Below are 23943 nucleotides of genomic sequence, written 5' to 3' on the forward strand. Positions count from 1 at the left end.
AAAAACAGATTGACGAGATTCCCGCTTTACTTCTTTGCTAAAGCTTCGAAATACAAAGTCGTGGGAATTGATGAATGCGAAAATAGCTCAGTTGGTAGAGCGCCACCTTGCCAAGGTGGAGGTCGCGGGTTCGAATCCCGTTTTTCGCTCGACCTGAATTCCGCTTGCCAAGCGGAATTCTTTCCACGCTCGAGTGGTGGAATTGGTAGACACGCCGGACTTAAAATCCTGTGGGCATTTGCCCGTGCGGGTTCAAGTCCCGCCTCGAGTACTTTAATAAACCGTAATCACTTAATTTGTATGTGATTGCGGTTTTTGTATTTAAGGTTGTCCCCACATAGTCCCCACATTATTAAAAAACCTCAGCTTTTGGAAAAAAAATTTGACAAAAAAGAAACTCTCTAAACCACTTTTTAAAAAAGAGATTAGAGAGTTATAAATAATTGTTGAGGCTCCGGGTATCATTTCCGGTAACCTTGCCAGCAATACAATGTCATTTTTATTTAAGTCCTATAAGATCACAAAGGTATATTTTCCGGTTATTGCCATTGGCTTTATCAATTTTACAGATAATAAAACCCGCTTTTTGAAGGGAGTGAAGGTACTGGCTTATTGTGGCCTTGTTTACATTGTACAATTCTGCAAAATAACTATTTGAAGTTGTGCAATATCCTTTTTCATTGCATAAACTAGCAATTTCGCTATAAAAGATTTTTTCACTGGCTTTAATTTTTTCACTGTACCGAACTGGCGCCGGTAATATAGTAAAATAGCTTTTTTGGGCGTTCATAACTTTAGTTGTTTTCTTTAATAATAGCTATACATTAATTATCTCAAACGGTTGTTACGTGTCGTTGTACGCTCATAACTAATTACAATGTCTTCACCTCGTAATACTGTATTAGGTATAAATACTTGACCACCAACATCACCCAGCATCGATTTTAATTTTGAAAGAGGGGCGATCACTTCAGGGTTTGTGCTGGCACCACTATATTCACCTATCAACCCCAGCGTGGGAGCGCTCACGATTCCGCCGTCTGCAAATTTAGGAATGCTTGCAAAAGCGGATAAAATACCACCTATTGCCGTGGCTATAAACGTGGGTGCTGTAAACATATAACCAGGACCAGTAGAACCAGCTGAAGTATTAGCCCCAGAAATTGCTTGTGCAATTGCTTGTGCTAAAAGAGCAGATATTATTTTAGAAACGGTTTGTATCAAACTTCCCATAAAACCTTCAAAACCATCTTTAGCCAACCCTAAACTATCTACAAACCTTCCGGTAAAGTTTTCAAAAGCACCGGCCACACTTTCCCCAACAGATATACCCAGCTGGCGTGTCTCTTCCATCTTTCTATTGAAGCTTTCAAGCGCCTCAGTATCTGAAAGTGTATCAGGTAATAATGGTCCAGCATCATTATTTTGTAATTCTCCTAGTGATTCATTTAAAAAATTAATACGCTGGGTGAGATAATCATACTCAGCGCCGCCTTCAGCAAACTGTGAGCGCATATTTTCAAAAACTGCTATCTGTTCCTGCAGTTGTTGTGTTGTAGCAGCGATGCCGTTGGTGTCAAAGGGTTCTAGTTGTGAAACCGGCTGTGAATTACCACGTTCACCTTCTCCATTATTTGTGGGTGTTACTGTGGTTTCTGCCAGCTTTTGAGTTCCGGCAATAATGCCCAGCAATAATTGTTCTTCTTCTTTAAGTTTTTTATTAAGATTTTCAGTGTCTGCTGTCAATAATTGTTTTGCCTGACCCAGTTGTGTTTGTGCCAAAGCAGCAGAAGAAGCATTATCCGCAGCTATTTGAGTGCTTTTTTGTTCTTCTTCTGCTATCTTTTGACGGCGTGAAGAAAGCGCCAACTCATTTTCAATCATTTTGCGTTGCACTTCAATAAGCTTTTCTTCAGCAGCTTTTGCACGTGCATTCTCTAATAAAGCGGCTGTATATTTTTCTACAGCTTTGCGGGCTTTATCTGTATTGATATTTTCAGTGTTTAGAAACCCTAAATATTTAGGCGAAATTCTATTAAGCTCTTTAATTGCTTTAACACGCTCTTCTTTACTCACTTTTTCATCACGCGCCACAAACAACAACCTTTCAAGTTGTGCCTTTTCTTCAGCAATACTTTTTGAAGCCTGCGCCGTTAAACTCCTTAAGCTGGTTTGTGCTTTAGCGGCCTTCTCTGTATTTTCTCTAAACAAGATCATTGCCCCGGCTACAGCGCCCAGCGCCACAGCAAGCAACCCAATAGGGTTTGTGGCCATTGCCACCTTTAACGCCGTCAAGGCAGAAATCAATCCCGGTATGACATTGGTAGCGAGAAAACCTATTGATATCAACACAGGCCCCAAAGCCGCTGCAAAGGCAGCCACCACCACAATTATTTTTTTAGTGCTTTGATCAAGGTTTCCAAAACGCTTTACAAGATCTGTAACTTTAGTGATGCCTTCAGAAAAATATGGAAGCAGCACTTCACCAAATTGGGCACTCACATCTTGAATGCGGGCACGTAATAACCGCGCCTGGTTTGCAAAACTTTTACTGGTGCGTTCATAATCACCAATAGCATTTTTTGATTGCTCCTGGGCGAGCTGTAACGTTGCAAAGGCTTTTGCCTGGCGCTCAGTTTCAAAGGTTAAGCCTTCTTGTGTGTTTTGCAGTACTTTTGCTTTTACATCTGCTTCAAGGATAGAAATTCCTAAGCTTTTCACACTTTCACGTTCTCCCAGCAATGCTTTTGTTAATGCAGCGCTGGCACCGGCAGCGCCCCCACTAAAGTTTGTGAAGGATGCCAGGTCAACGGCTAGTTTGTTTACTTCTGTAGAAAGCTCCAAGGCGGCTTTTTGTGAAAAGCCAAAACCGGTTAAAAGGTCACCGGTATCGCCCAGCAATTGTTTTGATGCCTGGCTACTTAAACCAAAGCTTTCACGTAAAACACTCGCGCTGTTTTGAGCGGCCGCGCTTATATCCTTAAAAACAGTGTTGAATTTTGATGAGGTTTCCTCAGCATCACTAGCAGATTTGACCGCTGCAGCACCCAAAGCCACCACCGGAAGCGTAATACCAACAGAAAGCCCCTTACCCACTGAAGTCATTTTCTTGCCAAACTTCTTAACCTGAAATTGGGCGTGTTCCATTTCCGTTCTAAACTGCTTTAGATCGGCCCTGAATCTTATACTAATATCTGCAAATGAAGCCATAACATTTTATTTTAGAGGTTAGTTATTTATAAAATTGCTTTTCTATTTCTACAATTCTATTTATATGATTATACACCGTTGATTTTGAAAAAATAAATTGCCTATATCCGCTTAAAAGAATAATAGAAAGCGGCTTTTGTATTTCAATTATTTTACAGTCTTCAGGCACTGTAAATGATTCCGGGTTAAAATCTATAAAATTGTCAATATCATTTTCAAAGGCCTCATACTCACTTTTAAAATCCTTAAAAGACAGATAGCTTGTTATATATGCACCTGGTATCTGAAAGCCGGTATATCTGTATCGGTTGTTTTCAACTGGCTCAAATACAAATACACAATTTTGAGTTTTTAAATCGGTTGTGATTAAACCGCCTTCAGAACCATCAATAATAAGATCGTCTTTCATTAGTGTAAGTATATCGGTAACGCTAAATTCAAAGTACTTTACACGCGTTTCTTCACATTCCACATATTCACCAATATTTTTTTTAATGGCGCATTCAAATAGTATTTGATCCTCTTTCGGCATATCAAAATAATTTATAACAAAACAATAAATAATAACTTAAAACTATACCCCCCCTTAAAAACTTTCAGTGAGTAAAAATTAAAAGGAGGAGAGATGTACGGACATCAGCAAACGCTAGTGATTTTACCCCTTACCCCCTTCTTATAAAGTGTGTGGTTTTCCCGCTTTCACCACCTGTTTTTATGTTGTGACACCTTGAACACAAGCTTTGTACCTCATCTTCAGAGTAAGGATCAAGATTATTCTTTAATAAAAATCCAAGTCCTCTAATGTGATCACAAACGTCAACAGCTGTTACTATTCCTTTATCCTCACAATGAACACAAATAGGATTCTTTTCCCGGTATTGTTTAGAGAATTTCCGCCATTTTGTTTGATTATAAAACCATTGATAACTCACCGGTCTATCAAAGGGTTTCTTCTCAGGTATCCAGCTTCTTTTTATCTTTTCAGGTTTCCGTGGCATAATTATTTTTATTAAGGTTACTATTAACTTATTTTTCTTCTATACAACGGGATAGCTTCCTTTTCTTCAGGCTTGTTGTATTTATGCTGGTTCTGTTGCCAGTTGCGTGCATACTTTCGCAAGCGTGCAAAAAGCACGGGACCGGTATATTTAATTTCTTCCTGGTCAACGGTATCGTTAAAGTCAAGTTTGAATTTATCAAAGTCTTTTATTGCCTTTTGGTTTTGCATTAAAAAAGCTTCATACTGTGAAGGAAAATTAACTTTCAAAAAATCGAGCGCGTTACTCTCTCTATTCATTGTATTATTAACTGTATTATTATGTTGGAAGTTTTCTTCTTGAGGGTGTAGAAGTTTTCTTCTTGAGGGTGTAGAAGTTTTCTTCTTGACCTTGTTAGTTTTTTTTCTATAGTTTAAAGAATAATCTTTTATAAAAATCTTTCTTTGATTACCAGATGACTGGTCTAGCTCAATTTTAATAAATTCAGCGGCTTCAAGCTCGCTTATCCAAGCTGTAATACTTCTTTTTGAAACATTGTATAGCTCACTGAAATAGTAATTATTAGCCCAGCAATAACCTTTTTCATTACATAATGCTGTTATCTCACCATACAGTAATTTTGCATTTGCACAAAGAGCTTCATTATATCTAACGTCTGCTGGGATAATAGCAAAGTATGATTTTTTATTTTCAGCCATTTTATCACTATCTTTGTCAACGTATTTAACGTTGATCGTTTATACTATTTTGAACAAAATTAGGGAGCTGCCAGGCTCCCTTTTTTATTTACTGATCTTTATCTGTTTGGTGTAACCGCCCTAAAATTTCATTGCGGCTGTAGTATGTGCGGTTCCCTATTTTCAAAGGGTGTAGCACTCCTTTACGTGTCCAATCCCATAAACAAACAAGGCTAATTTTAAGCAGTTCAGCCGTTTCATTCCTGGTCAACAAATCGTCCGGTTCTTTTGGCTGGTAGTGTTCTTTGAGTTCTTTTAACTCTTTTCTCACCTCAGCCAAAATCATACTTGTTAATTTTTCGGGCGTTGTTCCGTTTACAATAGTTGCTTGTTCCATTTGCCTAAAATTTAATTTTAAACAAATGTATTACCGACCGTAAATAAGAATAGAATAGTTTTAGTAGTAAAACAGTATTATTTAATCTACTATTTTATTTTCTTTTAAGAAGTCATCTAATAAACCCTTAAACTCCCTTTCGTAACGTTTACTTGTTATACTATAGGCGTGTTTAAGGTTTGGAGTATCCACCTTTATCTTTAGATTTATAATTTCAGAATATTTTTTATTCCAATATACTGCAAACTCCCTTTTTGTACTGCAGACAATTTTAAATAAATTTTCTTCGAATGGCTTAAATCCACTCTTAGTCCACATAAAAGCGAACAGATATGATATTTTAGTAGGTGAGTTTTTTTTATCTGACATCCACTTTTGTACAATAAATTTAAAAAAGGTTTCACTTTCAAAATTTTCAAAAATCTTATCGTTAAAGTTTTTTGAGTTCACCTCAAAAGGGTTGGTTAGTTCCTTTAAGATTAGCTCTCTTAGCTTTTTAAGACCAATATAATTAAATCCGTATTGATATATATTTTCAGCCCAGAAATCAAACTCTTTGCCGTTTAAATATTCTTTAGGGTAATGCTCATCACTGCAAACCAAAAGTTGGTTATTAATTTGAAGTAGTTTTTTTTCAATTAGTTTGTCAATAAAAATTAATGTTTCTTTTAAAATAAAGCGGTCAAAGTACCTTACCCTTTCCGGGTGTTCACTTATTGTTTCTAGGTGGTTTAATATTTCCGGGTTTGTTGGTAAATTGTGATCCTTTCTCATTTTGAACTAATTTAAGCCAGTTAATTCTTAGAAAATGAAGTGAGAAATATTTTATCAATGAATAGTTTATAAATTTCTGTAGTTGATAAAATATTATTTTCGGTGATTATAAAACACACCTCATCAGATTCCCCTAAAATGATTTTAAGCCGCTCAACGCTATTTAAATGAGTTAATGACTCAACGGGTTTGTTTTTTTCTAAAATGCGTGCTAGCTTTTGCACACCGCCTGAGAGGTGTTCATATTTCCCGGCATTGAAATTTTTTTCCTTAAAATCATAATAGCTTTTATATAAAACACTTCTAAAAGCCACTAGACAATAATTGTTTAAATACTCAAAGGTTTCATTTTCCGTATTGAAGTAAGGCAATAATTGAAAGTAAGCATTTGTAAATCCTAGCGGCGCTTTTAAATCATTCATAGTTGTTTGTTTTATTTGTTGTTGGTGCCGGTCTTAATAATGTCCAGTTGAGGTTTTCTCTCTTTTTTGGATTGTTGAACTTTCCAAAATTCGTTTAAGGTTTCTGCATTGTCTTTTGCAGTTTTCCCTATATACTTTAAAAACATTTTTTCTGTAGTGTGTCCAGTGATGGCCATTAATACCGGTGTAGGTAATTTTCCGTAATGGAAGGTTGCAAATGTTCTACGGCAAATATGCGAACTCACTAATTCACTTTTTTTATAAACCCCTTGCCGTTTCCTAAATACCTTTGTTTTGCTGTCTGGTGTAACATTTACTTTCAAACTCCCTTTTACCGGTGTATTTATTTTTACCTCACTACAAACAGCTTTTATATAATCATTAAACTTTTGTGAGGTGATTTTCCGGGGGAATTGGCCGTTATTTTTTTCCAAAGTTTCTTGTACCTGGTGATGTAAGGGAATAATTATTTTCTGATCAGTTTTTACTGAGGTGTATTCTATAAAACCATTTTCAATATTTTCATTTGTGAAGCTTAGTAGATCACTCACACGTGCACCAGTCCAAATGCCAATAATTAGCCAGTCCCTTGCATTTTCTAAATATGGTGTATTGGAAAAATCGTGTTCAAATATTTTGTTTATTTCGTTTTCTGTAAACGTTACAAACGTGGTTTCTTCTTTGGTTTCTCTAAACTCCTTTTTTTCTATATCCTGACTGATTTTAAGGCCGTATTCCTTTGCATCTAAACAAATTGTTTTAATATAAACAATATACCGGCCGGTGGTGTTGAGGTTTAATTTTTGGTTATTTACTAAAAAGTCTTTGAAGTCTTTGTAAAACTTTAAATCGATATCAATAAGTCTTAATCTCTTTTTTGTTTGAGCTTCAAACTCTTTAATTTTATTAATAATGGTAACGTATCGTTTAAGGGTGTTTTCCTTAACTCCGGTACGGCCATTTCTTAATACTTTATTGTTGAGGTTGTCTTTAAAATATTCTGCATAGTCCACAAATAAATTAAAGTCTTTATTGTCATTTTGGTTAAAATGGCCCTGGATTATACTTTGAAGCCATTCCGGGTTAATTATTCCCCCGGCCTCATACACTCCATTAAAGCCATTTAAAATTTTAGTTTTAAGGCTATTTAAATCATTCTGCAGTTTTTGCTTGTCGTTAAATTCTGCAATTTGTTTAACTGATCCTTTGTTATTATTCCAATACTTAGGGTCAATTAATAGTGAAGTCGATTTTGTGAAGTCGTATTTACGCCCAGCCTTAAATCTTAGATAAATTGTACTGGGGTTGTTATTTCTTTTTGTGAAAAACCTGATCGTTGCCATATTACTAATTTTGAACAATCAAATATAAGCAAAAAAAAAAGTTGTCCCCACATAGTCCCCACATTTTTATTATTTATGCTAATAAATTATAACTTATTCTAATTATAAGCAAAACATTGTTTCTTTGTTAAGCATTATAAATAAAGGTGTTTGAGGGTGTTTTTAAGGCTTTTGAGAAACGTTCTTAATTATTTGGGTTCAAGTCCCGCCTCGAGTACTTTAAAACCTGTTGACCTTCTGATCAACAGGTTTTTTTGGTTTTAATCATAAGAGTTTGAAACTATTTTCAAACATTTTACCGATACTTATTAAATTTAGAAATAAAATCTATTTATTTTTAGTAGCATAAAGATCAAACAACAGTAACACCTCATCTTTATTTTTTACAGCTCCCCAGCCGGTACTATAAGGCTCAATGCCATAATCACTTTGCAGGAACCTGAATTCACCATTAATATTCACTGCATTTTTTTCAGTGGTAATAGTAACGGGTAATGCAATTTTGTTGGTGATTCCGTGAAGCGTGAAATCTCCGGTGAGGGTATAATTATCAGTACCTTTTTTTTCCAGTTTGTTACTGCTGAACCGGATCATCGGATACTTTTCCACGTGCAATTGTTCGCTGCCTTTCATCGTTTTATTAATTTCCTTACGTTCATCTTCCTGAAGGCTGCTGAGGTTATATTTTTCCCGGTCTTTTTCGCTGTCTGCGACAAGCGACTCTGAAGGAACTTTAATCAGCATTTCAAAAAGCTCCGGACGTTCTTTTTTAAAGACCACCTTACCGGAAACATCACCGGCACGCACCACATGGTCGTGGGCAAATGCAGAGGCAATCCCGTCCTTATAAAGACGTACGATCAGTTCACTGTTCTTCTGGCTGATAGTAAAAGTGGAATCTTCCAGTGCTGAGGTCGCATTTTTATTCAAACCTTTAACTTTTTTGTGAGAAGTTTTGGTTATCTTAGTCTGGGAACTCTTCAAAATGCCGTTTTCCCCAAAGGCAAAAAAGCCTACTGCCAACAGACCAATAGAGATAAGAGCGATTATTATGCGATTTAAAAGGGTCATAAATGAGGAGGTTTATAGATTAATCCGTTGGAAATTCTACGGATGTTTGATAATATAAGCCTTATATAATTATATTTCAAAACTTTATCTTATGTTTAACCGTTGTCTTTATTAGAGGTATCTAGGGTAGCAGAAACTATTAGATAAAAATGGTAGTTGGAATTAGTTCGTTCAAAGGTACTCTTACTTCCGTTTTTTAAAGAGAAGAATAAAAAAAGGTCAATTCCTAAAGCCAAAAAAACATAGCAATAAAAAGCTGGAGTTTATATCTCGTCGCTAAACATTTTTTTAATTTCTTCATTGGCCTCTTCATCTAAAGTAGAGCTTGTTTTTCTTCTGCTTAATCTATGTGAAATAAAAGCTAAAAAGAAAATAATTGGCAAAATAAAAGGTAGTGCATCCCAAAAATCATATTCGTCCATATACATTACCTTATAGCTAATCACACCGGAAAGTTGAAAAAGAAACATTGTAAAAGGAACTAAAATGGCATAACGCCACCATTTGTTGGAGGTTAAAAACCATAAGCCGGTTAAAATCACAAAAGTGATTTTTGTAAATAATGCGTGCATATAATTTTGCACATTGCTAAAAGCGCCTGCTTCTAATGTACCAATAAATGTATCCCAACTTGTTTGATCGGCAGGAGCATACTTATAGATATAAAATAAAAAGGGCGTAGAAATCAAAATAATTGAAATTACGCCACCTTTTAGTAATTCTTTATTCCTATCCGTTTGGCGGTATTTCATATTTCGCTTTGTCAAGGTTTTGTTCATCTGTTCCAATAGATTCGGGGGTGCAACTTGCAGCTATAGCAAGAATGCCTAAAATAAACATTAATTTTTTCATGAGAGTAATTTTTAAGTTAGAATTAAACGCCAATAAACGATAAAAAACGCATTTGAACGATATTATATGTCAAAAAATGTCAACATGTTATCAACAATGTTAAAATTAGGCATAAAAAAACTCCCATTTAGGGAGTTTCATTCTAAAAAGGTAGCCTTTGGTTATTGAGCGGCTTCCTTCATTGATTCTTTAGCGCTTTGAGCAGCTTTTTCTACTTCTTCACTTGAATCGTCAATAGCATCTTCTACAGAATCTGCAGCATCATCCATTGCTTCTCCTGCTTCTTCAGCAGCATCTTCAAGGGCTTCTTCAGTGTCTTCTGCAGCTTCTTCCACAGATTCAACCGCATCTTCCATGGAGTCTTCAGTTTTCTTTTCAGTGTCTCTGCAGGAAGTAATTGCTAAAGTGAAAAGAAGTACAAAAATACTTAGAAATATTTTTTTCATTTTTTAAAAGTTTTAATGGTTATTAATACACAAAGTTATTATAAATTTTGAAAATTTTAACAAATGGACTTAGAATTTTTAAATAATAAATCTCCATTTATATATGGATATATTCCAAATTATTTTGTATGTTTAAGCTCTTTTTATATAAACTATGGACACTAAATTATCTATTGAAGCCATTCGCTTTAAGCAAATCAGAGAGGAGTTTCGCTATACCCAGCAAAAATTTGCCAAGTTACTTCATATTCCTTCAACCACAGCAGACATTGAAAGAGGAAAAACAAAAATTTCAGGACAAGTGGTATTGGGCTTAATGAAGCATTTTCAAATTAATCCGTTGTGGTTGTATGGTGAAACTAAAGAAAAGTATCTAGAAAACAGAAATCCATCCATTCATCCAAAAGTGATTACACTCAATTCTCAAGATACTGATAATATACTTATGGTGAATGAAAAGGCTGCGGCAGGCTATCCTCACAATTTACAAGATCCACAATGGTATGAACGGCTACCTGCTTTTGACTTGCCTTTGCCACAGTTTAGAAATGCGACTTACAGGGGTTTTCAAGTGGAAGGAGACAGTATGTTACCCTCAATCAAACCGGGTGACTGGGTAATTGGGAAAGCCATAGCTTCTTTCGAAGAAATCATTAATGAGCGCGTTTATGTAATTGTATTACATGACTCTGTTTTGGTAAAGAAATTACAATATCAACCCTACAAAAGAAAAGTGAAGCTAATTTCATTCAACGATGGCTATTTGCCTGTCGAAATTGATTATAGAGATGTTCAGGAATTGTGGCTGGTAAATAGCAAACTCACATTTGGAGTAGATGAACCCGAAGAAAGTAGTTTGTTAAAAGAATTGAGAGAATCTATGAGTGAATTGAAAAGTCAGTTAAAAAAAATAAACTAATGCATGTTTTAATGCATTAGTTTATCCATGTTTAATTAATTATCGTCACCTATTTTATCAATAGCTTTATCGATTTCTTCATTCACTTCGCTATCAACTTTTTCGCCGGCGCGTTCAATAGCACCTTTTGATTCGTTTGTTTCAACCCTAACTTCTTTTGTTACTTCTTTGGTTTCGGTTTTTGTTTCACGACATGAAACAAAAACGATACTTGCTGAAAACAGTACAGCAATCATTAAAATTAATTTTTTCATCATTTTTAGATTAAGTGTTTATGTGTGCAAGGTATTACTAAAATACCGATAAAGAAAGTTTTCAGTATCAATTGGCTTTCTTATAAACTAATGTTTTGAACAATAATTTTTGTTGCCCCGGTATTATTTTGAACAAAATGCCCGCAAATCATACCTGTTTTTTCGCGAAAGCCTTTGTTGAATATGAGTTTATTTAAAATTGCTTGTAGCTCCTCTTTGTTTGCTACAGAGAAGAGTCCTGCACGGCTTTGCATAGCTCTGGCTTCAGGGAAGTTGTCATGATTTTTTCCAATAATCACAGGCACACCAAAGGTGGCAGCTTCCAGGATATTATGCAGTCCGGTAGTTCCCATACCACCACCCACATAAGCGATATCGGCATAGCTGTAAGCTTTTTTTAAATGGCCAATAGTGTCAAGGATAAAAACTTTATATTCTGAAAGGTTTTTACCTTCCATGTTTGAAAACCTAAGGCTTTTTTGTTGCAATTTTTTTTCAAACGCTTCAATTTGTTCTTCTTTCAGGTTATGTGGGGCAATTACAAATTTGACATGCTCAAAAGTGTTGATGGCATCTTCCAAAACTGCTTCGTCTTCAGGCCAGGTACTTCCTGCAACAACACAAAGTGCATTGTTTTTAAATTGCTCTAAAAAATCAAGAGTATTATTTTCTTCAATTTGTTTGGAAACACGGTCATATCGTGTGTCACCACTTACAGTAACTTGTGAAATGGAAATAGATTCTAGAAGTTGTTTTGATTTTTGATCTTGAACAAATATATGAGTAAAAGTACCTAACACTTTTCGCATCCAGAAGCCATAGGGTTTAAAAAAGACTTGTTTTTTACGGAATAGAGCAGAAATTAGATAAGTAGGTATATTTCGGTTTTGTAACTCCATTAAATAGTTGGGCCAGAATTCATATTTTACAAACAGGACCATTTCAGGTTTAACCAGGTTGAGGAACTTTATAACATTGGCTTTTGTATCTAAAGGTAGATACACAGTTACATCACCAATGGAGGTACTCTTTTTATTCTCGTAGCCTGAGGGCGAAAAAAAAGTCACCAGCAATGTATGATTGGGATAGTCTTTTTTTACTGCTTCCATTACAGGAAGCCCTTGTTCATATTCTCCTAAAGAAGCACAGTGAAACCAAATGGTTTTATCAGTCTCTGAAAGTGTTGCTTCCAGAGTTTGAAATACGTTTTTTCTTCCTTCTACAAAGTGTTTCATTTTACCTGAAAACAAAGTGCTTACTGGCAAAATGGCTTCAAAAAATGTCGTCAATGTGGAATACAAAAACTGCATAAGTTAAATTCAAATGCTAAAATACGCTACTTTATAGAATTACATTGTTTCTCGCTGTGAAATTTCCTATTTTTGTTGTCCTACCTTTATTTACAATTTATGAAGAAAATTCAAATGGTTGACCTCAAAGGTCAATATCAAGACATCAAAGAACAGGTGAATCAATCCATATCTGAAGTACTTGAAAATACTGCATTTGTCAATGGTCCTGAGGTACATAACTTTCAGAAAGAATTGGAAGACTATCTGGGAGTGAAGCATGTGATTCCATGTGCCAACGGAACAGATGCCTTGCAAATAGCAATGATGGGGTTAGGGTTACAACCCGGTGATGAAGTGATTACTGCCGATTTTACATTTGCAGCAACTGTAGAGGTGATTGCCTTATTGCAATTAACACCGGTACTGGTGGATGTGTACCCCGACACGTTCAACATCGATATCGAAGCTATTGAAAAGGCCATTACACCTAAAACTAAGGCCATTGTTCCTGTACATTTATTTGGACAATGTGCTAATATGGACGCAATCATGGCAGTGGCCGAAAAACACAATCTTTATGTGATTGAAGACAATGCACAAGCCATTGGAGCAAATTATACTTTTGCAAATGGCAGTAAAAAGAAAGCCGGAACAATTGGTCACGTGGGTGCTACTTCATTTTTCCCTTCTAAAAATTTAGGTTGTTATGGAGATGGGGGCGCAATTTTCACCAATGATGATGACATGGCACATACCCTTCGCGGAATAGTTAACCACGGTATGTATGAGCGTTACTACCACGATGTAGTGGGTGTAAATTCTCGTCTGGATTCTATTCAGGCAGCAGTGTTGAGAGCTAAATTACCCAAACTGAATGCTTACAACAAAGCCCGTCAGGAAGCCGCAAGAAAATATACTGCAGCTTTGAAAGACCATCCGGCCATTGTAACCCCGGTTACGGTAACAAACGTAGACTGTAACAAAACCAATGGTATTTGTGATACGTGTGACTGTCATGTGTTTCACCAATATACCTTGAAAATCACCAATGGAAAACGGGATGCACTTGCAAAGCATTTACAAGAAATGGGAGTTCCACACGGCATCTATTATCCTATACCACTGCACAGTCAAAAGGCCTATAAGGACAGCCGCTATAACGAAGCCGATTTCCCGGTGACCAATCAGTTGGTAAAGGAGGTTATAGCTCTGCCAATGCACACAGAACTGGAAGATGATCAGATTGAGTTTATTACAAATAAGATTTTAGAATTTTTAAGGTAATAGAAAAACTTAAGTTTCGTGAATATTAGTCTCATAAATTTTAGCTATAATAAAGTTTAAACAATTAAAGAACGACACTTCGGCATACTCGAGGTTATAAATATGAAAATATTAGTTACTGGAGGTTTGGGATATATTGGGTCACACACGGCCGTTGCTTTGCAACAAGCAGGTTTTGAAGTGTTGATTGTTGATAACATGTCCAATTCATCGATTGATGTGTTGGAGGGTATTGCAACGATTACAGGGGTTACTCCTCAATTCAAATATCTTGACTTACGGGATAAAGAAGAAGTACACCACTATTTTAAAACCCATAGGGACATAGATGGAATCATTCATTTTGCAGCCTCCAAAGCAGTAGGTGAAAGTGTGGAAAAGCCCTTGTTATATTATGAAAACAATCTAAGTACACTAGTTTATTTGCTGCAGGAGTGTACCAAGTATGACATTCACAATTTTATTTTTAGTTCGTCCTGTACCGTTTATGGTGAGCCAGACAGCTTGCCAATAACCGAAGATGCCCCGGTGAAGAAAGCCACTTCCCCTTATGGTAACACCAAGCAAATCAGTGAGGAAATTATATTTGATACAACACAGGTATCAGATATAAAAGCTATTGCCTTGCGATATTTTAACCCCATTGGAGCACATGAATCTGCTGAAATAGGAGAGTTGCCCCTGGGTGTTCCTCAAAATTTAGTACCGTTTATTACACAAACAGCTATTGGATTAAGAGATCAACTTTCTGTTTTTGGTAATGACTATTCCACACCTGATGGCACTTGTATACGCGATTACATTCATGTGATGGATTTGGCCGAAGCCCATGTAGTTGCCCTGCAACGCCTGTTGGAAAAGAAAAACCAGGTGGCCTTTGAAGTATTCAACGTGGGAACGGGTAAAGGTTCCTCAGTGTTGGAAGTAATACAGGCATTTGAAAAAGTAAGTAAAAAGCCCCTTAACTATAAAGTGGTTGACCGTCGTCCCGGAGATGTCATAGCCGTTTATGCTGATACTTCCAAAGCCAATTCTGATTTGGGATGGGAAGCTCAACGCGATTTGGAAGAAGCCTTGCGCTCAGCCTGGCAGTGGGAACAGAAGGTAAGAGCCAATAAGAAAGAAAACTAAAATTTATTTAACCTTCTTTAATAAATTTAACCGTGAATATGCTTTTGGCTGTCAAGTCTCAAGAAAATAAAAATCAACACGGTAAATCCCCAAAGAGCAGATCCACCATAACTCAAAAATGGCAAAGGAATTCCCACAGTGGGGAACAAACCAATCACCATACTAATGTTTACAAAAAAATGAACAAACAAGATGGCTGCTACACTATAGCCATACACCCTGTTAAATGTAGAATGTTGTTTTTCTGCAAGGTAAAGCAGTCTGATGATTAAAAAGACAAACAGCAAAACCACTAAAAAACTGCCCGCAAAACCCCATTCTTCTCCAACGGTACTAAATATATAATCTGTGTGTTGCTCGGGCACAAAATTACCTTTGGTTTGTGTGCCCTGTGTCCAGCCCTTTCCAAACCAGCCTCCGCTTCCAATTGCAATTTCACTCTGATTGGTATTGTAACCCACACCTTTAATATCTATTTCTTTTCCTAAAACAATATTAAAACGATCGCGGTGATGTTGTTTAAACACTTTATCAAAAACAAAATCCACAGACAGCGAAAAACCAATACAAGCCAAACTAATTAACACATATTTCAATACTGAAGGGCGCCTTTTACGGTTTTTTAGAAAAAGGGTAAAAACAATTAAAATCACAGCAGCAATCACCAGTGGTGGATCAAATGCCAGGGTGAGTACAAACAAAAATGCTGCAAAAAACCCAAGCAGTAAATAGGCCCCGTGCATTCCCTCTCTATACATCGGAAAAATAAAAGCAAAATAAATCAATGCACTTCCGGGGTCGGGTTGCATTAAAATTAAAACAATGGGTATCAACAGTATCAAAAAAGCCTTTAATTGGTCTTTAAACTCTTTGATGTTGGTCTGCATATCGCTTAGATATTTAGCCATTGCCAATGCAGTGGCAGCTTTTACAAACTCAGCCGGTTGTAAGCTCATCCCACCAAAAGCATACCAAGCCCTTTGACCGGCAATGGTGCTGCCAAAAACAAACAGTCCCACTAATGATACTATTGCAAGTATATAAATAACACTTGAAAAGCGTTCATAAAACTTTGAATCTACTCCCAATATAAATAAGATCAACACCACACTTAAGCCAATCCATACCAGTTGTTTGCTGTGAATGTTTTGAAAATCAAAAAACACAGTGGCTGTTTCTGGAAGTGAAGCCGAATAGATATTAAACCAACCAATAACCACCAAAGCAAAATACAGCAAGATGGTTGTCCAATCAAATTTTCCTATACCTGTTGTTCCTTGCATTTATTGATTGATTTTAAAAGGTTCTCCGCTCAGGGGTTTGGCATATTCTTCTTCAAGACTGTTTGATAGAATCCAGTTTTCCATATCTTTTCGGGTGATTTCTCCACGTAAATATTTTTCTATCATCAGTCCGACAATTCTTCCGGCATATCTTCCGCCCCAATAACCATTTTCAACAAAAACAGCAATGGCAATTTTTGGATCATCCTTTGGCGCAAATGCAACAAAAATTGAATGGTCTGTCAATTGCACCCGTTTGCCCTCAATTCGTGTAAAGTTTTCTGCTGTTCCGGTTTTACCACAGATTTCAATACCGGGAACTTGAAGGTATTTTGCAGTTCCTTTATTGTAAACATCAAACATACCCTCTATGACTGGTTCAAAATATTTTGGGTCAATACTGGTGATGTTGGGTGTGGTATAAATACTGTCTTTTGAAAAATTGCCTTCAACCGCTTTTAATACATGGGGTGTGTAATAATATCCCCTGTTGGCAATGGCTGCTGTCATTGTTGCAAGTTGTATGGGTGTTGTTATTACTTCACCCTGTCCTATGGCATTAGATATTACAGCAGAGCTAAACCATTTTCGTTGAGGATAGTTGTATATTTTATTGTAATAGTCAGCTGTGGGTACTTTACCGGGTCGTCCAATAGGCAAATCATTTCCTAAAAAATTACCAAGTCCGAAACTGCGTACATGTTTTCCCCACATAGCAACACCTTCTTGAGGTGTATCATATTTGTCAATAATTCTACGGTAAACACTTCCAAAATAAGTATTACAGGATTCATAAACAGCCAGATGTAAATTCACCGGATTGTCATGAACGTGACAACCCATAAATGCACCTCGGCCATAACTAAAACCTCGATTACAGTAAAAAGAGTCTTCTTCATCCACAATACCTTCCTGCAATGCAATAAGCCCGGTCAGCATTTTAAAGGTGGATCCCGGCGGATACTCAGCCAGCAGGCCACGGTCATAAAGGGGTTTGGCAATACTGTCATAATAAAGTTCAGTATAGTTTTTAGAGCGTTGTCTACCCACCAGTAAAGCCGGGTCATAACTTGGTGCAGTAATCAAAGCCAGAATTTCACCTGTTTTAGGTTCGATGGCAACAATTCCACCGCGTTTATTTTCCATTAACAATTCACCATAAGCCTGTAATTCTGTGTCAATAGTAAGCCAAATGTCTTTTCCATGCACCGGAAGTGTGTCATACATCCCATCTTTATAGGGCCCCAATGCCCGGTTAAATCGGTCTTTTTGTATATAACTCACCCCTTTTTGTCCTCTCAATACTTCTTCATATTGCTTTTCAACACCTTGAATCCCAATCAAATCACCCATTTGATAATAAGGGTTTTGAGCTATAATGCGTTGATTGGCCTCTGCAATAAATCCCAGTACATTAGCAGAATGTGATACCTGATAATCACGCAGCGATCGTTTTTGGATGTAAAACCCCGGAAAACGGTACATGCTTTCTTGTAAATGAGCATATTCCTCTTTTGTTAACTGAGGCAAGACAACAGATGGTAGACGAGGTGAATAAACCCGTGCACGTTGAAGTCGGTTGTCCAGTTCTTCTTTACTGATGCTTAATAGATTACAAAAAGCCAATGTGTCAAGTTGTTTGACATCATTTGGAATTACCATGACATCATAAGAAGGTTGATTTGAAACCAGAAGATCACCGTTGCGGTCATAAATAAACCCCCGTTGCGGGAAATTGTATACTTTAGAAACTGCATTCAGCTCAGACCTGATCTTTAAACTGCTGTCAAACACTTGTAAATACAATAAACGGGCAGAAAATACAACACCCGTCACAATTACCAATATGTATATTAGTAGCTTTCTCATCGTTGTTTTTTACTGAATAGTATCATAATGACCAGAACCATCAGTATTGTAAAAATACTGGAAAGGAATGTGGACTTTAAAATAAAAAGCGTGTGCCTTAAATTAAAAACCTCCAGGAAATAAAGCAATAAATGATGAATAACCACAATTGAGGTAATATAACTTAAGCGACCACCCATGGGGGTTTGGTCAATTTTAATAGTATTGTATTCATAACTTACACCAAAAGAATATTTTAAAAGTAACGGTCGGGCATAGGCAGCCAATAAACATGCTGCAGCGTGAATACCTCCTGTATTGTTAAAAAAATCCATTGTCAAACCCAGTAAAAACCCTAAGAATAAAAATAAAGAACGATTGACCTTTACGGGAAATAAAATCAAAAATAATAAATAGACCGAAGGGTTGATATAGCCAAACAAATTGATGTTGTTAAACACAAACACCTGGGCCAATACCAGTAAAACAAAGCGCACAGTATGTAAAATAATGGGGTTATTCATCGTGGCTTTTTGATTCTAATTCCTGAATTTCTTGTGCTTCTCTATTTTCTATAACATACACCTGCCGTGTGCGGGTCATGTCATTGAAGAGGTTGACATCTATGATATAAAAATTACCGCTGTTGTCAAATTTAAAATCACTTACAGTGCCCACCAATAAGTCTTTTGGGAAAATCGTCGACCTGCCGTCAGTGATAATAGTATCGCCTACCTTAACTGGTGCCTGACGAGAAATATCAATGAGTTGCATTGTGGAAGGGTTGCCACCATCCCAGATAAGTGAGCCAAAATGACCACTTTCTTTCAGTGCTACACTAATGCTCGATTTTGAATTGAGAAGTGATAATACTGTGGTATAATTAGGGCTCACCTGGTCTGTGATGCCCACAATTCCATTGGCTGTGATTACCCCCATCGAAGGGTTGATGCCTTGGTTGCTTCCCCCTTTTAAGGTGAGGTAGTTGTTGGCTTTTGAAAAACTGTTATTGATTACTTCTGCAGGACGATACACAAATTCAAAACCAGCCATAGAACTATCCGTTTCTGTAAGTTGAAGTTGATTCGCTTCATAAAGCTGCAGTTGATTTTTCAACTGACTGTTTTCTTCCAGAAGCAGTCTGTTTTCAGCTCGTAAACCAAAATACCCGGTCACGTCGCTTTTTAAGGTATAAATGCCTCCGGTTATAAAGTTAGCCGAATGCACAAATTTACTTTGGTGATAAGAATGCGATTGTATAGTCAAAGCTAGAGACAAGACAAAGAGCAGCATGAACAAAAGAAAATTTTTATTCCTTATAAAAAAATTAATAATCTGCTGCATATCAAAAAGTCCTGTAGGTTATGATTTATGTGGAAACAAAAACCAACGGTAAAATTCTAAAACAAGCTGTAAAGGGCACTTGGTGTGCTTTATTTAATCAAAATGCTTCTGTAACGGTTTAAGTTTTTTAAACAGATACCGGTGCCTCTTACTACCGCACGCAAGGGATCCTCAGCAATATAAACGGGCAAATCGGTTTTTTGTGATAAACGTTTGTCAAGGCCTCTTAGCATAGAACCGCCACCGGCCAGGTAGATACCGGTGTTGTAAATATCTGCAGCCAGTTCAGGAGGTGTTTGTGACAGCGTTTCCATAACAGCATCTTCTATCCTCAAAATTGATTTATCCAGAGCTTTAGCAATTTCACGATAAGAAGTTTGAACCTGTTTGGGTTTCCCAGTTAATAAGTCGCGCCCTTGAACTGACATTTCTTCCGGCGGATTCTCAAGGTCTTCAGTGGCTGCACCAATCTGTATTTTGATTTTTTCAGCTGTGCGCTCACCCACATAAAGGTTGTGCTGTGTGCGCATAAAATAAACGATATCATTGGTAAAGACATCACCGGCTATTTTTACTGATTTGTCACAGACAATTCCGCCAAGTGCAATAACAGCAATTTCAGTAGTTCCCCCACCTATGTCAACCACCATATTTCCTTTGGGTTGCATAATGTCAATCCCAATACCAATTGCGGCGGCCATAGGTTCGTGAATTAAGTAAACTTCTTTGCCATTTACACGCTCTGCACTTTCCTTAACAGCACGCATTTCAACTTCGGTAATTCCACTGGGAATACAAATCACCATGCGCAACGAAGGGGTAAACCATTTTTTCTTTAATGCCGGAATGTCCTTGATAAACATATTAATCATCTTTTCACTGGCATCAAAATCGGCAATTACACCGTCTTTAAGAGGGCGAATTGTTTTAATGTTTTCATGGGTTTTTCCCTGCATCATTGCGGCTTCCTTTCCCACAGCGATGATTTTTCCGGTAATGCGGTCTCGGGCAACGATCGACGGACTGTCTACCACAACTTTGTCATTGTGAATAATCAGTGTGTTTGCTGTTCCAAGGTCAATGGCAATTTCCTCGGTTAAGAAGTCAAAAAATCCCATAGTGCGTGAGTATAAGAATTATAAATTAGTGGCGCTGTTTGTGATGCATGAAACAAATGTAAAAAAATTAATGTTTAAAATGTCGGGTTCCTGTAAATACCATCGACATTTTATGCAAATTACAATAATCAATACTCAAAGTGTCTTTAATAGATCCTCCCGGCTGGATTACTGAAGTGATTCCTGCTTGATCTGCAATTTCAACACAATCTGGAAACGGAAAAAAGGCATCGCTCGCCATTACAGCTCCCTTTAAGTCAAACTCAAAGTTCCTTGCTTTTTCAATGGCCTGGCGCAACGCATCCACGCGTGAGGTTTGACCCGTTCCTGATGCACACAATTGCTTGTTTTTGGCAAGAACTATGGTGTTTGATTTGGTGTGCTTGCAAATTTTAGATGCAAAGACCAAATCATCTAACTCTCGGTTGGTGGGTTTATTGTCTGTAGCCTGTGAAAATGATTCAGGCGAATCTGTAATGGAATCTTTCTCTTGCAACAACACCCCGTTTAAACAAGTTCGCACCAGCTCATTTCCAAACTCAAATCCCTTTTGCACTAGTAAAATTCGGTTCTTTTTTTCTTTTAAAACAGCTTCCGCTTCACGCGAAAATGAAGGGGCAATAACCACTTCACAAAATAAGTTGTTAATCTCAGCAGCAGTTTCTTCGTCCAGGGCTGTGTTGCTGATTAATATTCCTCCGAAGGCTGATACCGGGTCACCGGCCAAAGCATCTTTATAAGCTTCTGCTATGCTATCCCGCTGTGCCACACCACAGGCATTGTTGTGTTTTAAAATGGCAAAGGTGGGTTTTTCACCTTTGAACTCTCCCATCAATTGGACTGCAGCATCAACATCCAGCAAGTTGTTGTATGATAATTCCTTGCCGTGAAGTTTGTCAAAAACAGCATCAAAATCCCCAAAGAAAAAACCTTTTTGATGCGGATTTTCACCATAGCGCAATGCCTGCCCATTTCCATAACTCAACTTAAGAGCCGGAATGTTTTCAGTGGTGTTGAAATAGTTGAAAATAGCACTGTCATAATGTGAAGAAACCTGAAAAGCCTTGGCAGCATAATGTTTACGGTCAGTCACAGAAGTGGCGCCTTGCTTTTCGTTGAGTAAACTCAAAAAAGCCTCATAATCATCAACGGAAGAAACACAGAGCGTGTCTTTGAAATTTTTAGCAGCTGCACGAATGAGTGAAATACCTCCAATATCAATTTTTTCAATAATATCACTTTCAGAAGCTCCTGATGCAACCGTTTTTTCAAACGGGTACAAATCAACAAGCACAATGTCAAGTTGGGGGATTTTATACGCTTCCATTTCTGAAACATCCGTGGCAACGTGTTGCCGGTTGAGAATGCCTCCAAATACTTTGGGATGTAAGGTTTTTACTCTGCCACCCAAAATTGAGGGGTAGGAAGTGATGTCTTCGATGGGCACAACGGGTATGCCCAGGTTTTTGATGTATGTTTCAGTGCCGCCTGTAGAATATAAGGTGATGCCCAGCTCGTGTAGCTTTTGAACTATAGGCGCTAAACCTTCTTTGCTAAATACAGAAATTAATGCTGATTGGGCCTTTTTTAAATCGCTCATTGTGTTGTGTTTAGTATGGGTTTGATATGAAATAACCTATACATTTTGACTTGTTCTTTTGCCCTTTCCCTGCGTTAAAATTTTAAACCATAGCGATGGCTATGCTTGAAAATTTTGCCTTGATAAAGAACAAAATAACTGCGCCAATTCTGTTCATATTATTTTATATCAAACCCTAAAAGTGCAAAAGTAGGTATTTACAAAGAAAAAGTTCAAACTTTACCCTCTGAACTTTCAATATTTGATTGAATAAGCTCACTTTTTAATTATTTAAAAAAAGAGTGTAACTTTTCCAACCGAAATACGTCCTACTTGTTGAATCAAAAACATCATTTAAATAGCACCTTATGCTAATCTACCTCAGGCTGTTAAAAGAAAGTTTTAATTTTGCAATCAGTGCATTGGTAAATAACAAGTTGCGCACTTTTTTGTCGTTGCTGGGGGTGACCATTGGTATATTTTCAATTATTGCAATCTTAGCGGCAGTCGATTCGCTTAAAATGGAAATTGAAGATTCCATTAGCGGTCTTGACAACAGCACACTGGTAGTGGCGCGTTATTCATTTGGTCCCACATCAATTCCGCGTTGGCGCCGTGAGCAATTTCCGGATGTGAGTTATGATGAATATCAATACCTGTCCAGAAACCTCAATGATGCTGAAGCGATCACCTATGGAATGAATGTGCCTCAGGAAGCCATTCGCTATGAAGACAAAACAGTTTCTAAAGTCCAAATTGGCGCGATTACGCACGAATATTATGACATTGAAGCGCTGAAGTTAGCAAAAGGACGTTTTTTTAATGAAGCAGAATCTGCAAGCGGTGCTCCGGTTTTAGTGCTGGGCGATGAAATAGCCAACAGCCTTTTTGGTGAAGCTGAACCCATCGGCAAAACCGTGAGAATGTACGGTCGAAAATTCAATGTGATTGGCGTGATTGAAAAAGAAGGAGCCGGTTTGTTTGGTAATTCAAAAGATGGCGCTGCATATCTTCCGGTAAACGTGGTGCGACGCATTTATGGTGATAACAACAGAGGGTCTTTTCCTCAAATTGTAATTAAACCCAAAGGCGATGTTGACCAGGCGGAGTTTATCGCTCAGGTTAAACAACGCATCAGGGCAGCCCGAGGGTTAAAACCTGATGATATCGAGAATTTTTTCATCAACGAACTCAAAGGGTTTTCAGATATGATTGACAATTTAACCGGACAACTCAATTTTATGGGATTACTCATTAGTGGGTTTTCTCTGCTTGTGGGTGGGTTTGGAATTGCCAACATCATGTTTGTCTCTGTGAAAGAGCGCACCAACCTTATAGGAATCCAAAAATCTCTGGGAGCCAAAAACAAGTTTATACTGTATCAATTTTTATTTGAAGCAGTGATACTGGCTGTTATTGGCGGACTCATAGGCTTGTTATTTGTTTGGATCGCCTCAGTGCTCGCTTCGATGTTTACGGGTGATTTTCAATTTGTAGTTTCTTTCAAAAATCTGGCAATCGGTACTATTGTTTCCGGGATTATTGGGTTGATTTCAGGAATTATCCCGGCAATTTCAGCATCAAGACTCAACCCCGTAGATGCCATCAGAACGGGAATGTAAATTTAGTGTTCAGTTCTCAGTAGCAGAGATCAGTAAGGTTTTAGAAACCCCCTTTTTTTTAAACTGACCATTGCAACTG

Annotated in this window: 25 protein-coding genes and 2 tRNA genes; 6 read left to right on the forward strand and 21 right to left on the reverse strand. The window is 37.3% G+C overall.

Going from position 1 to position 23943, the window contains the following annotated elements; all coding sequences use genetic code 11:
- The first annotated feature begins 76 nt into the window (after positions 1–76).
- Positions 77–149: transfer RNA gene (locus IEV69_RS03735), tRNA-Gly, on the forward strand.
- 38 nt (positions 150–187) lie between these two features.
- A tRNA-Leu gene (locus tag IEV69_RS03740) sits at positions 188–271 on the forward strand.
- Between the two features lie 228 nt (positions 272–499).
- Here the strand turns inward: IEV69_RS03740 and IEV69_RS13995 are convergent.
- From IEV69_RS13995 to IEV69_RS03800, 13 genes are all read right to left on the reverse strand, one after another.
- Positions 500–790, reverse strand: a complete 291-nt coding sequence (locus IEV69_RS13995; protein ID WP_188439620.1) for a helix-turn-helix domain-containing protein — start codon at positions 788–790, stop codon at positions 500–502.
- A gap of 38 nt (positions 791–828) precedes the next feature.
- Positions 829–3210, reverse strand: coding sequence for a phage tail tape measure protein (locus tag IEV69_RS03750; RefSeq protein ID WP_188439622.1), 2382 nt, complete (start codon positions 3208–3210; stop codon positions 829–831).
- 22 nt (positions 3211–3232) lie between these two features.
- Positions 3233–3742 (reverse strand): hypothetical protein, encoded by a 510-nt coding sequence (locus IEV69_RS03755; RefSeq protein ID WP_188439624.1) that lies wholly within the window; start codon positions 3740–3742, stop codon positions 3233–3235.
- 130 nt (positions 3743–3872) lie between these two features.
- A complete protein-coding gene (locus IEV69_RS03760) occupies positions 3873–4208 on the reverse strand; it encodes an HNH endonuclease signature motif containing protein (RefSeq protein WP_188439626.1) in 336 nt (111 codons plus the stop codon).
- Positions 4209–4231: 23 nt separating this feature from the next.
- Positions 4232–4906 carry a helix-turn-helix domain-containing protein gene (locus IEV69_RS03765; RefSeq protein WP_188439628.1) on the reverse strand — a complete coding sequence of 225 codons (675 nt, stop codon included), beginning with the start codon at positions 4904–4906 and terminating at the stop codon, positions 4232–4234.
- Between the two features lie 88 nt (positions 4907–4994).
- The gene (locus tag IEV69_RS03770; RefSeq protein ID WP_188439630.1) at positions 4995–5282 is read right to left on the reverse strand and encodes a helix-turn-helix domain-containing protein; all 288 of its coding nucleotides are present in this window, start codon (positions 5280–5282) and stop codon (positions 4995–4997) included.
- Between the two features lie 81 nt (positions 5283–5363).
- A complete protein-coding gene (locus IEV69_RS03775; RefSeq protein ID WP_188439631.1) occupies positions 5364–6056 on the reverse strand; it encodes a hypothetical protein in 693 nt (230 codons plus the stop codon).
- Positions 6057–6076: 20 nt separating this feature from the next.
- Positions 6077–6478 carry a hypothetical protein gene (locus IEV69_RS03780; RefSeq protein ID WP_188439633.1) on the reverse strand — a complete coding sequence of 134 codons (402 nt, stop codon included), beginning with the start codon at positions 6476–6478 and terminating at the stop codon, positions 6077–6079.
- An 11-nt stretch (positions 6479–6489) separates the two neighbouring features.
- A complete protein-coding gene (locus IEV69_RS03785; protein WP_188439635.1) occupies positions 6490–7821 on the reverse strand; it encodes a phage integrase SAM-like domain-containing protein in 1332 nt (443 codons plus the stop codon).
- Between the two features lie 327 nt (positions 7822–8148).
- Positions 8149–8892 (reverse strand): YceI family protein, encoded by a 744-nt coding sequence (locus IEV69_RS03790; RefSeq protein WP_188439637.1) that lies wholly within the window; start codon positions 8890–8892, stop codon positions 8149–8151.
- A 263-nt stretch (positions 8893–9155) separates the two neighbouring features.
- Positions 9156–9644 (reverse strand): hypothetical protein, encoded by a 489-nt coding sequence (locus IEV69_RS03795; protein WP_188439639.1) that lies wholly within the window; start codon positions 9642–9644, stop codon positions 9156–9158.
- Positions 9622–9744: a hypothetical protein gene (locus tag IEV69_RS13945; RefSeq protein WP_262891961.1), complete on the reverse strand. Its 123-nt coding sequence runs from the start codon at positions 9742–9744 to the stop codon at positions 9622–9624. Before IEV69_RS13945 ends, IEV69_RS03795 begins: the two co-directional genes overlap by 23 nt.
- 161 nt (positions 9745–9905) lie before the next feature.
- A complete protein-coding gene (locus IEV69_RS03800; protein WP_188439641.1) occupies positions 9906–10190 on the reverse strand; it encodes a hypothetical protein in 285 nt (94 codons plus the stop codon).
- Positions 10191–10344: 154 nt separating this feature from the next.
- Between IEV69_RS03800 and IEV69_RS03805 the strand changes: the two genes are divergently transcribed.
- Positions 10345–11109, forward strand: coding sequence for a LexA family transcriptional regulator (locus IEV69_RS03805; protein WP_188439643.1), 765 nt, complete (start codon positions 10345–10347; stop codon positions 11107–11109).
- 35 nt (positions 11110–11144) lie between these two features.
- Here the strand turns inward: IEV69_RS03805 and IEV69_RS03810 are convergent, their stop codons facing one another.
- A complete protein-coding gene (locus tag IEV69_RS03810; RefSeq protein WP_308420129.1) occupies positions 11145–11366 on the reverse strand; it encodes a hypothetical protein in 222 nt (73 codons plus the stop codon).
- A 77-nt stretch (positions 11367–11443) separates the two neighbouring features.
- On the reverse strand, positions 11444–12673 hold the full coding sequence (locus IEV69_RS03815) for a 3-deoxy-D-manno-octulosonic acid transferase (RefSeq protein ID WP_188439645.1): 1230 nt from the start codon (positions 12671–12673) through the stop codon (positions 11444–11446).
- A 99-nt stretch (positions 12674–12772) separates the two neighbouring features.
- On the opposite strand from IEV69_RS03815, the gene IEV69_RS03820 reads away from it, so the two are divergent.
- Complete coding sequence (locus IEV69_RS03820) at positions 12773–13939, forward strand: DegT/DnrJ/EryC1/StrS family aminotransferase (RefSeq protein ID WP_188439647.1); 1167 nt, start codon at positions 12773–12775, stop codon at positions 13937–13939.
- A gap of 102 nt (positions 13940–14041) precedes the next feature.
- Positions 14042–15070: a UDP-glucose 4-epimerase GalE gene (gene galE, locus IEV69_RS03825; RefSeq protein WP_188439649.1), complete on the forward strand. Its 1029-nt coding sequence runs from the start codon at positions 14042–14044 to the stop codon at positions 15068–15070.
- A 26-nt stretch (positions 15071–15096) separates the two neighbouring features.
- Here galE and rodA read toward each other — a convergent pair whose 3' ends face one another.
- The 6 genes from rodA to purH form a co-directional block, all read right to left on the reverse strand.
- Positions 15097–16353, reverse strand: coding sequence for a rod shape-determining protein RodA (gene rodA / locus IEV69_RS03830; protein ID WP_188439651.1), 1257 nt, complete (start codon positions 16351–16353; stop codon positions 15097–15099).
- The gene (mrdA, locus tag IEV69_RS03835; protein ID WP_188439653.1) at positions 16354–18222 is read right to left on the reverse strand and encodes a penicillin-binding protein 2; all 1869 of its coding nucleotides are present in this window, start codon (positions 18220–18222) and stop codon (positions 16354–16356) included.
- The gene (locus tag IEV69_RS03840) at positions 18219–18725 is read right to left on the reverse strand and encodes a rod shape-determining protein MreD (protein WP_188439655.1); all 507 of its coding nucleotides are present in this window, start codon (positions 18723–18725) and stop codon (positions 18219–18221) included. The genes mrdA and IEV69_RS03840 overlap by 4 nt, the downstream gene beginning before the upstream one ends.
- Positions 18718–19494, reverse strand: coding sequence for a rod shape-determining protein MreC (gene mreC, locus IEV69_RS03845; RefSeq protein ID WP_229741310.1), 777 nt, complete (start codon positions 19492–19494; stop codon positions 18718–18720). The genes IEV69_RS03840 and mreC overlap by 8 nt, the downstream gene beginning before the upstream one ends.
- Before the next feature lie 140 nt (positions 19495–19634).
- Entirely contained in the window at positions 19635–20663 is a 1029-nt protein-coding gene (locus IEV69_RS03850) for a rod shape-determining protein (RefSeq protein ID WP_188439658.1), read from the reverse strand.
- 67 nt (positions 20664–20730) lie between these two features.
- Entirely contained in the window at positions 20731–22263 is a 1533-nt protein-coding gene (gene purH / locus IEV69_RS03855) for a bifunctional phosphoribosylaminoimidazolecarboxamide formyltransferase/IMP cyclohydrolase (protein WP_188439660.1), read from the reverse strand.
- Positions 22264–22610: 347 nt separating this feature from the next.
- Here purH and IEV69_RS03860 point away from each other — a divergent pair, with 347 nt between their 5' ends.
- Entirely contained in the window at positions 22611–23864 is a 1254-nt protein-coding gene (locus tag IEV69_RS03860; protein WP_188439662.1) for an ABC transporter permease, read from the forward strand.
- The last annotated feature ends 79 nt before the right edge of the window (positions 23865–23943 follow it).

Origin of the sequence: Planktosalinus lacus (assembly GCF_014640155.1) — a bacterium.
GTDB lineage: Bacteria > Bacteroidota > Bacteroidia > Flavobacteriales > Flavobacteriaceae > Planktosalinus > Planktosalinus lacus.

Bases quoted from the DNA above. Each gene is read 5' to 3' on its own strand.
- IEV69_RS03765 (WP_188439628.1), bottom strand. From the start codon at position 4,906: ATGGCTGAAAATAAAAAATCATACTTTGCTATTATCCCAGCAGACGTT.
- IEV69_RS03780 (WP_188439633.1), bottom strand. From the start codon at position 6,478: ATGAATGATTTAAAAGCGCCGCTAGGATTTACAAATGCTTACTTTCAA.
- IEV69_RS03790 (WP_188439637.1), bottom strand. From the start codon at position 8,892: ATGACCCTTTTAAATCGCATAATAATCGCTCTTATCTCTATTGGTCTG.
- rodA (WP_188439651.1), bottom strand. From the start codon at position 16,353: ATGCAAGGAACAACAGGTATAGGAAAATTTGATTGGACAACCATCTTG.
- IEV69_RS03770 (WP_188439630.1), bottom strand. From the start codon at position 5,282: ATGGAACAAGCAACTATTGTAAACGGAACAACGCCCGAAAAATTAACA.
- IEV69_RS03860 (WP_188439662.1), top strand. From the start codon at position 22,611: ATGCTAATCTACCTCAGGCTGTTAAAAGAAAGTTTTAATTTTGCAATC.
- IEV69_RS03775 (WP_188439631.1), bottom strand. From the start codon at position 6,056: ATGAGAAAGGATCACAATTTACCAACAAACCCGGAAATATTAAACCAC.
- IEV69_RS03850 (WP_188439658.1), bottom strand. From the start codon at position 20,663: ATGGGATTTTTTGACTTCTTAACCGAGGAAATTGCCATTGACCTTGGA.
- IEV69_RS03810 (WP_308420129.1), bottom strand. From the start codon at position 11,366: ATGATGAAAAAATTAATTTTAATGATTGCTGTACTGTTTTCAGCAAGT.
- mreC (WP_229741310.1), bottom strand. From the start codon at position 19,494: ATGCTGCTCTTTGTCTTGTCTCTAGCTTTGACTATACAATCGCATTCT.
- IEV69_RS03750 (WP_188439622.1), bottom strand. From the start codon at position 3,210: ATGGCTTCATTTGCAGATATTAGTATAAGATTCAGGGCCGATCTAAAG.
- purH (WP_188439660.1), bottom strand. From the start codon at position 22,263: ATGAGCGATTTAAAAAAGGCCCAATCAGCATTAATTTCTGTATTTAGC.
- mrdA (WP_188439653.1), bottom strand. From the start codon at position 18,222: ATGAGAAAGCTACTAATATACATATTGGTAATTGTGACGGGTGTTGTA.
- IEV69_RS03795 (WP_188439639.1), bottom strand. From the start codon at position 9,644: ATGAAATACCGCCAAACGGATAGGAATAAAGAATTACTAAAAGGTGGC.
- IEV69_RS03800 (WP_188439641.1), bottom strand. From the start codon at position 10,190: ATGAAAAAAATATTTCTAAGTATTTTTGTACTTCTTTTCACTTTAGCA.
- IEV69_RS13945 (WP_262891961.1), bottom strand. From the start codon at position 9,744: ATGAAAAAATTAATGTTTATTTTAGGCATTCTTGCTATAGCTGCAAGT.
- IEV69_RS03760 (WP_188439626.1), bottom strand. From the start codon at position 4,208: ATGCCACGGAAACCTGAAAAGATAAAAAGAAGCTGGATACCTGAGAAG.
- IEV69_RS13995 (WP_188439620.1), bottom strand. From the start codon at position 790: ATGAACGCCCAAAAAAGCTATTTTACTATATTACCGGCGCCAGTTCGG.
- IEV69_RS03820 (WP_188439647.1), top strand. From the start codon at position 12,773: ATGAAGAAAATTCAAATGGTTGACCTCAAAGGTCAATATCAAGACATC.
- IEV69_RS03840 (WP_188439655.1), bottom strand. From the start codon at position 18,725: ATGAATAACCCCATTATTTTACATACTGTGCGCTTTGTTTTACTGGTA.
- IEV69_RS03785 (WP_188439635.1), bottom strand. From the start codon at position 7,821: ATGGCAACGATCAGGTTTTTCACAAAAAGAAATAACAACCCCAGTACA.
- IEV69_RS03815 (WP_188439645.1), bottom strand. From the start codon at position 12,673: ATGCAGTTTTTGTATTCCACATTGACGACATTTTTTGAAGCCATTTTG.
- IEV69_RS03805 (WP_188439643.1), top strand. From the start codon at position 10,345: ATGGACACTAAATTATCTATTGAAGCCATTCGCTTTAAGCAAATCAGA.
- IEV69_RS03755 (WP_188439624.1), bottom strand. From the start codon at position 3,742: ATGCCGAAAGAGGATCAAATACTATTTGAATGCGCCATTAAAAAAAAT.
- galE (WP_188439649.1), top strand. From the start codon at position 14,042: ATGAAAATATTAGTTACTGGAGGTTTGGGATATATTGGGTCACACACG.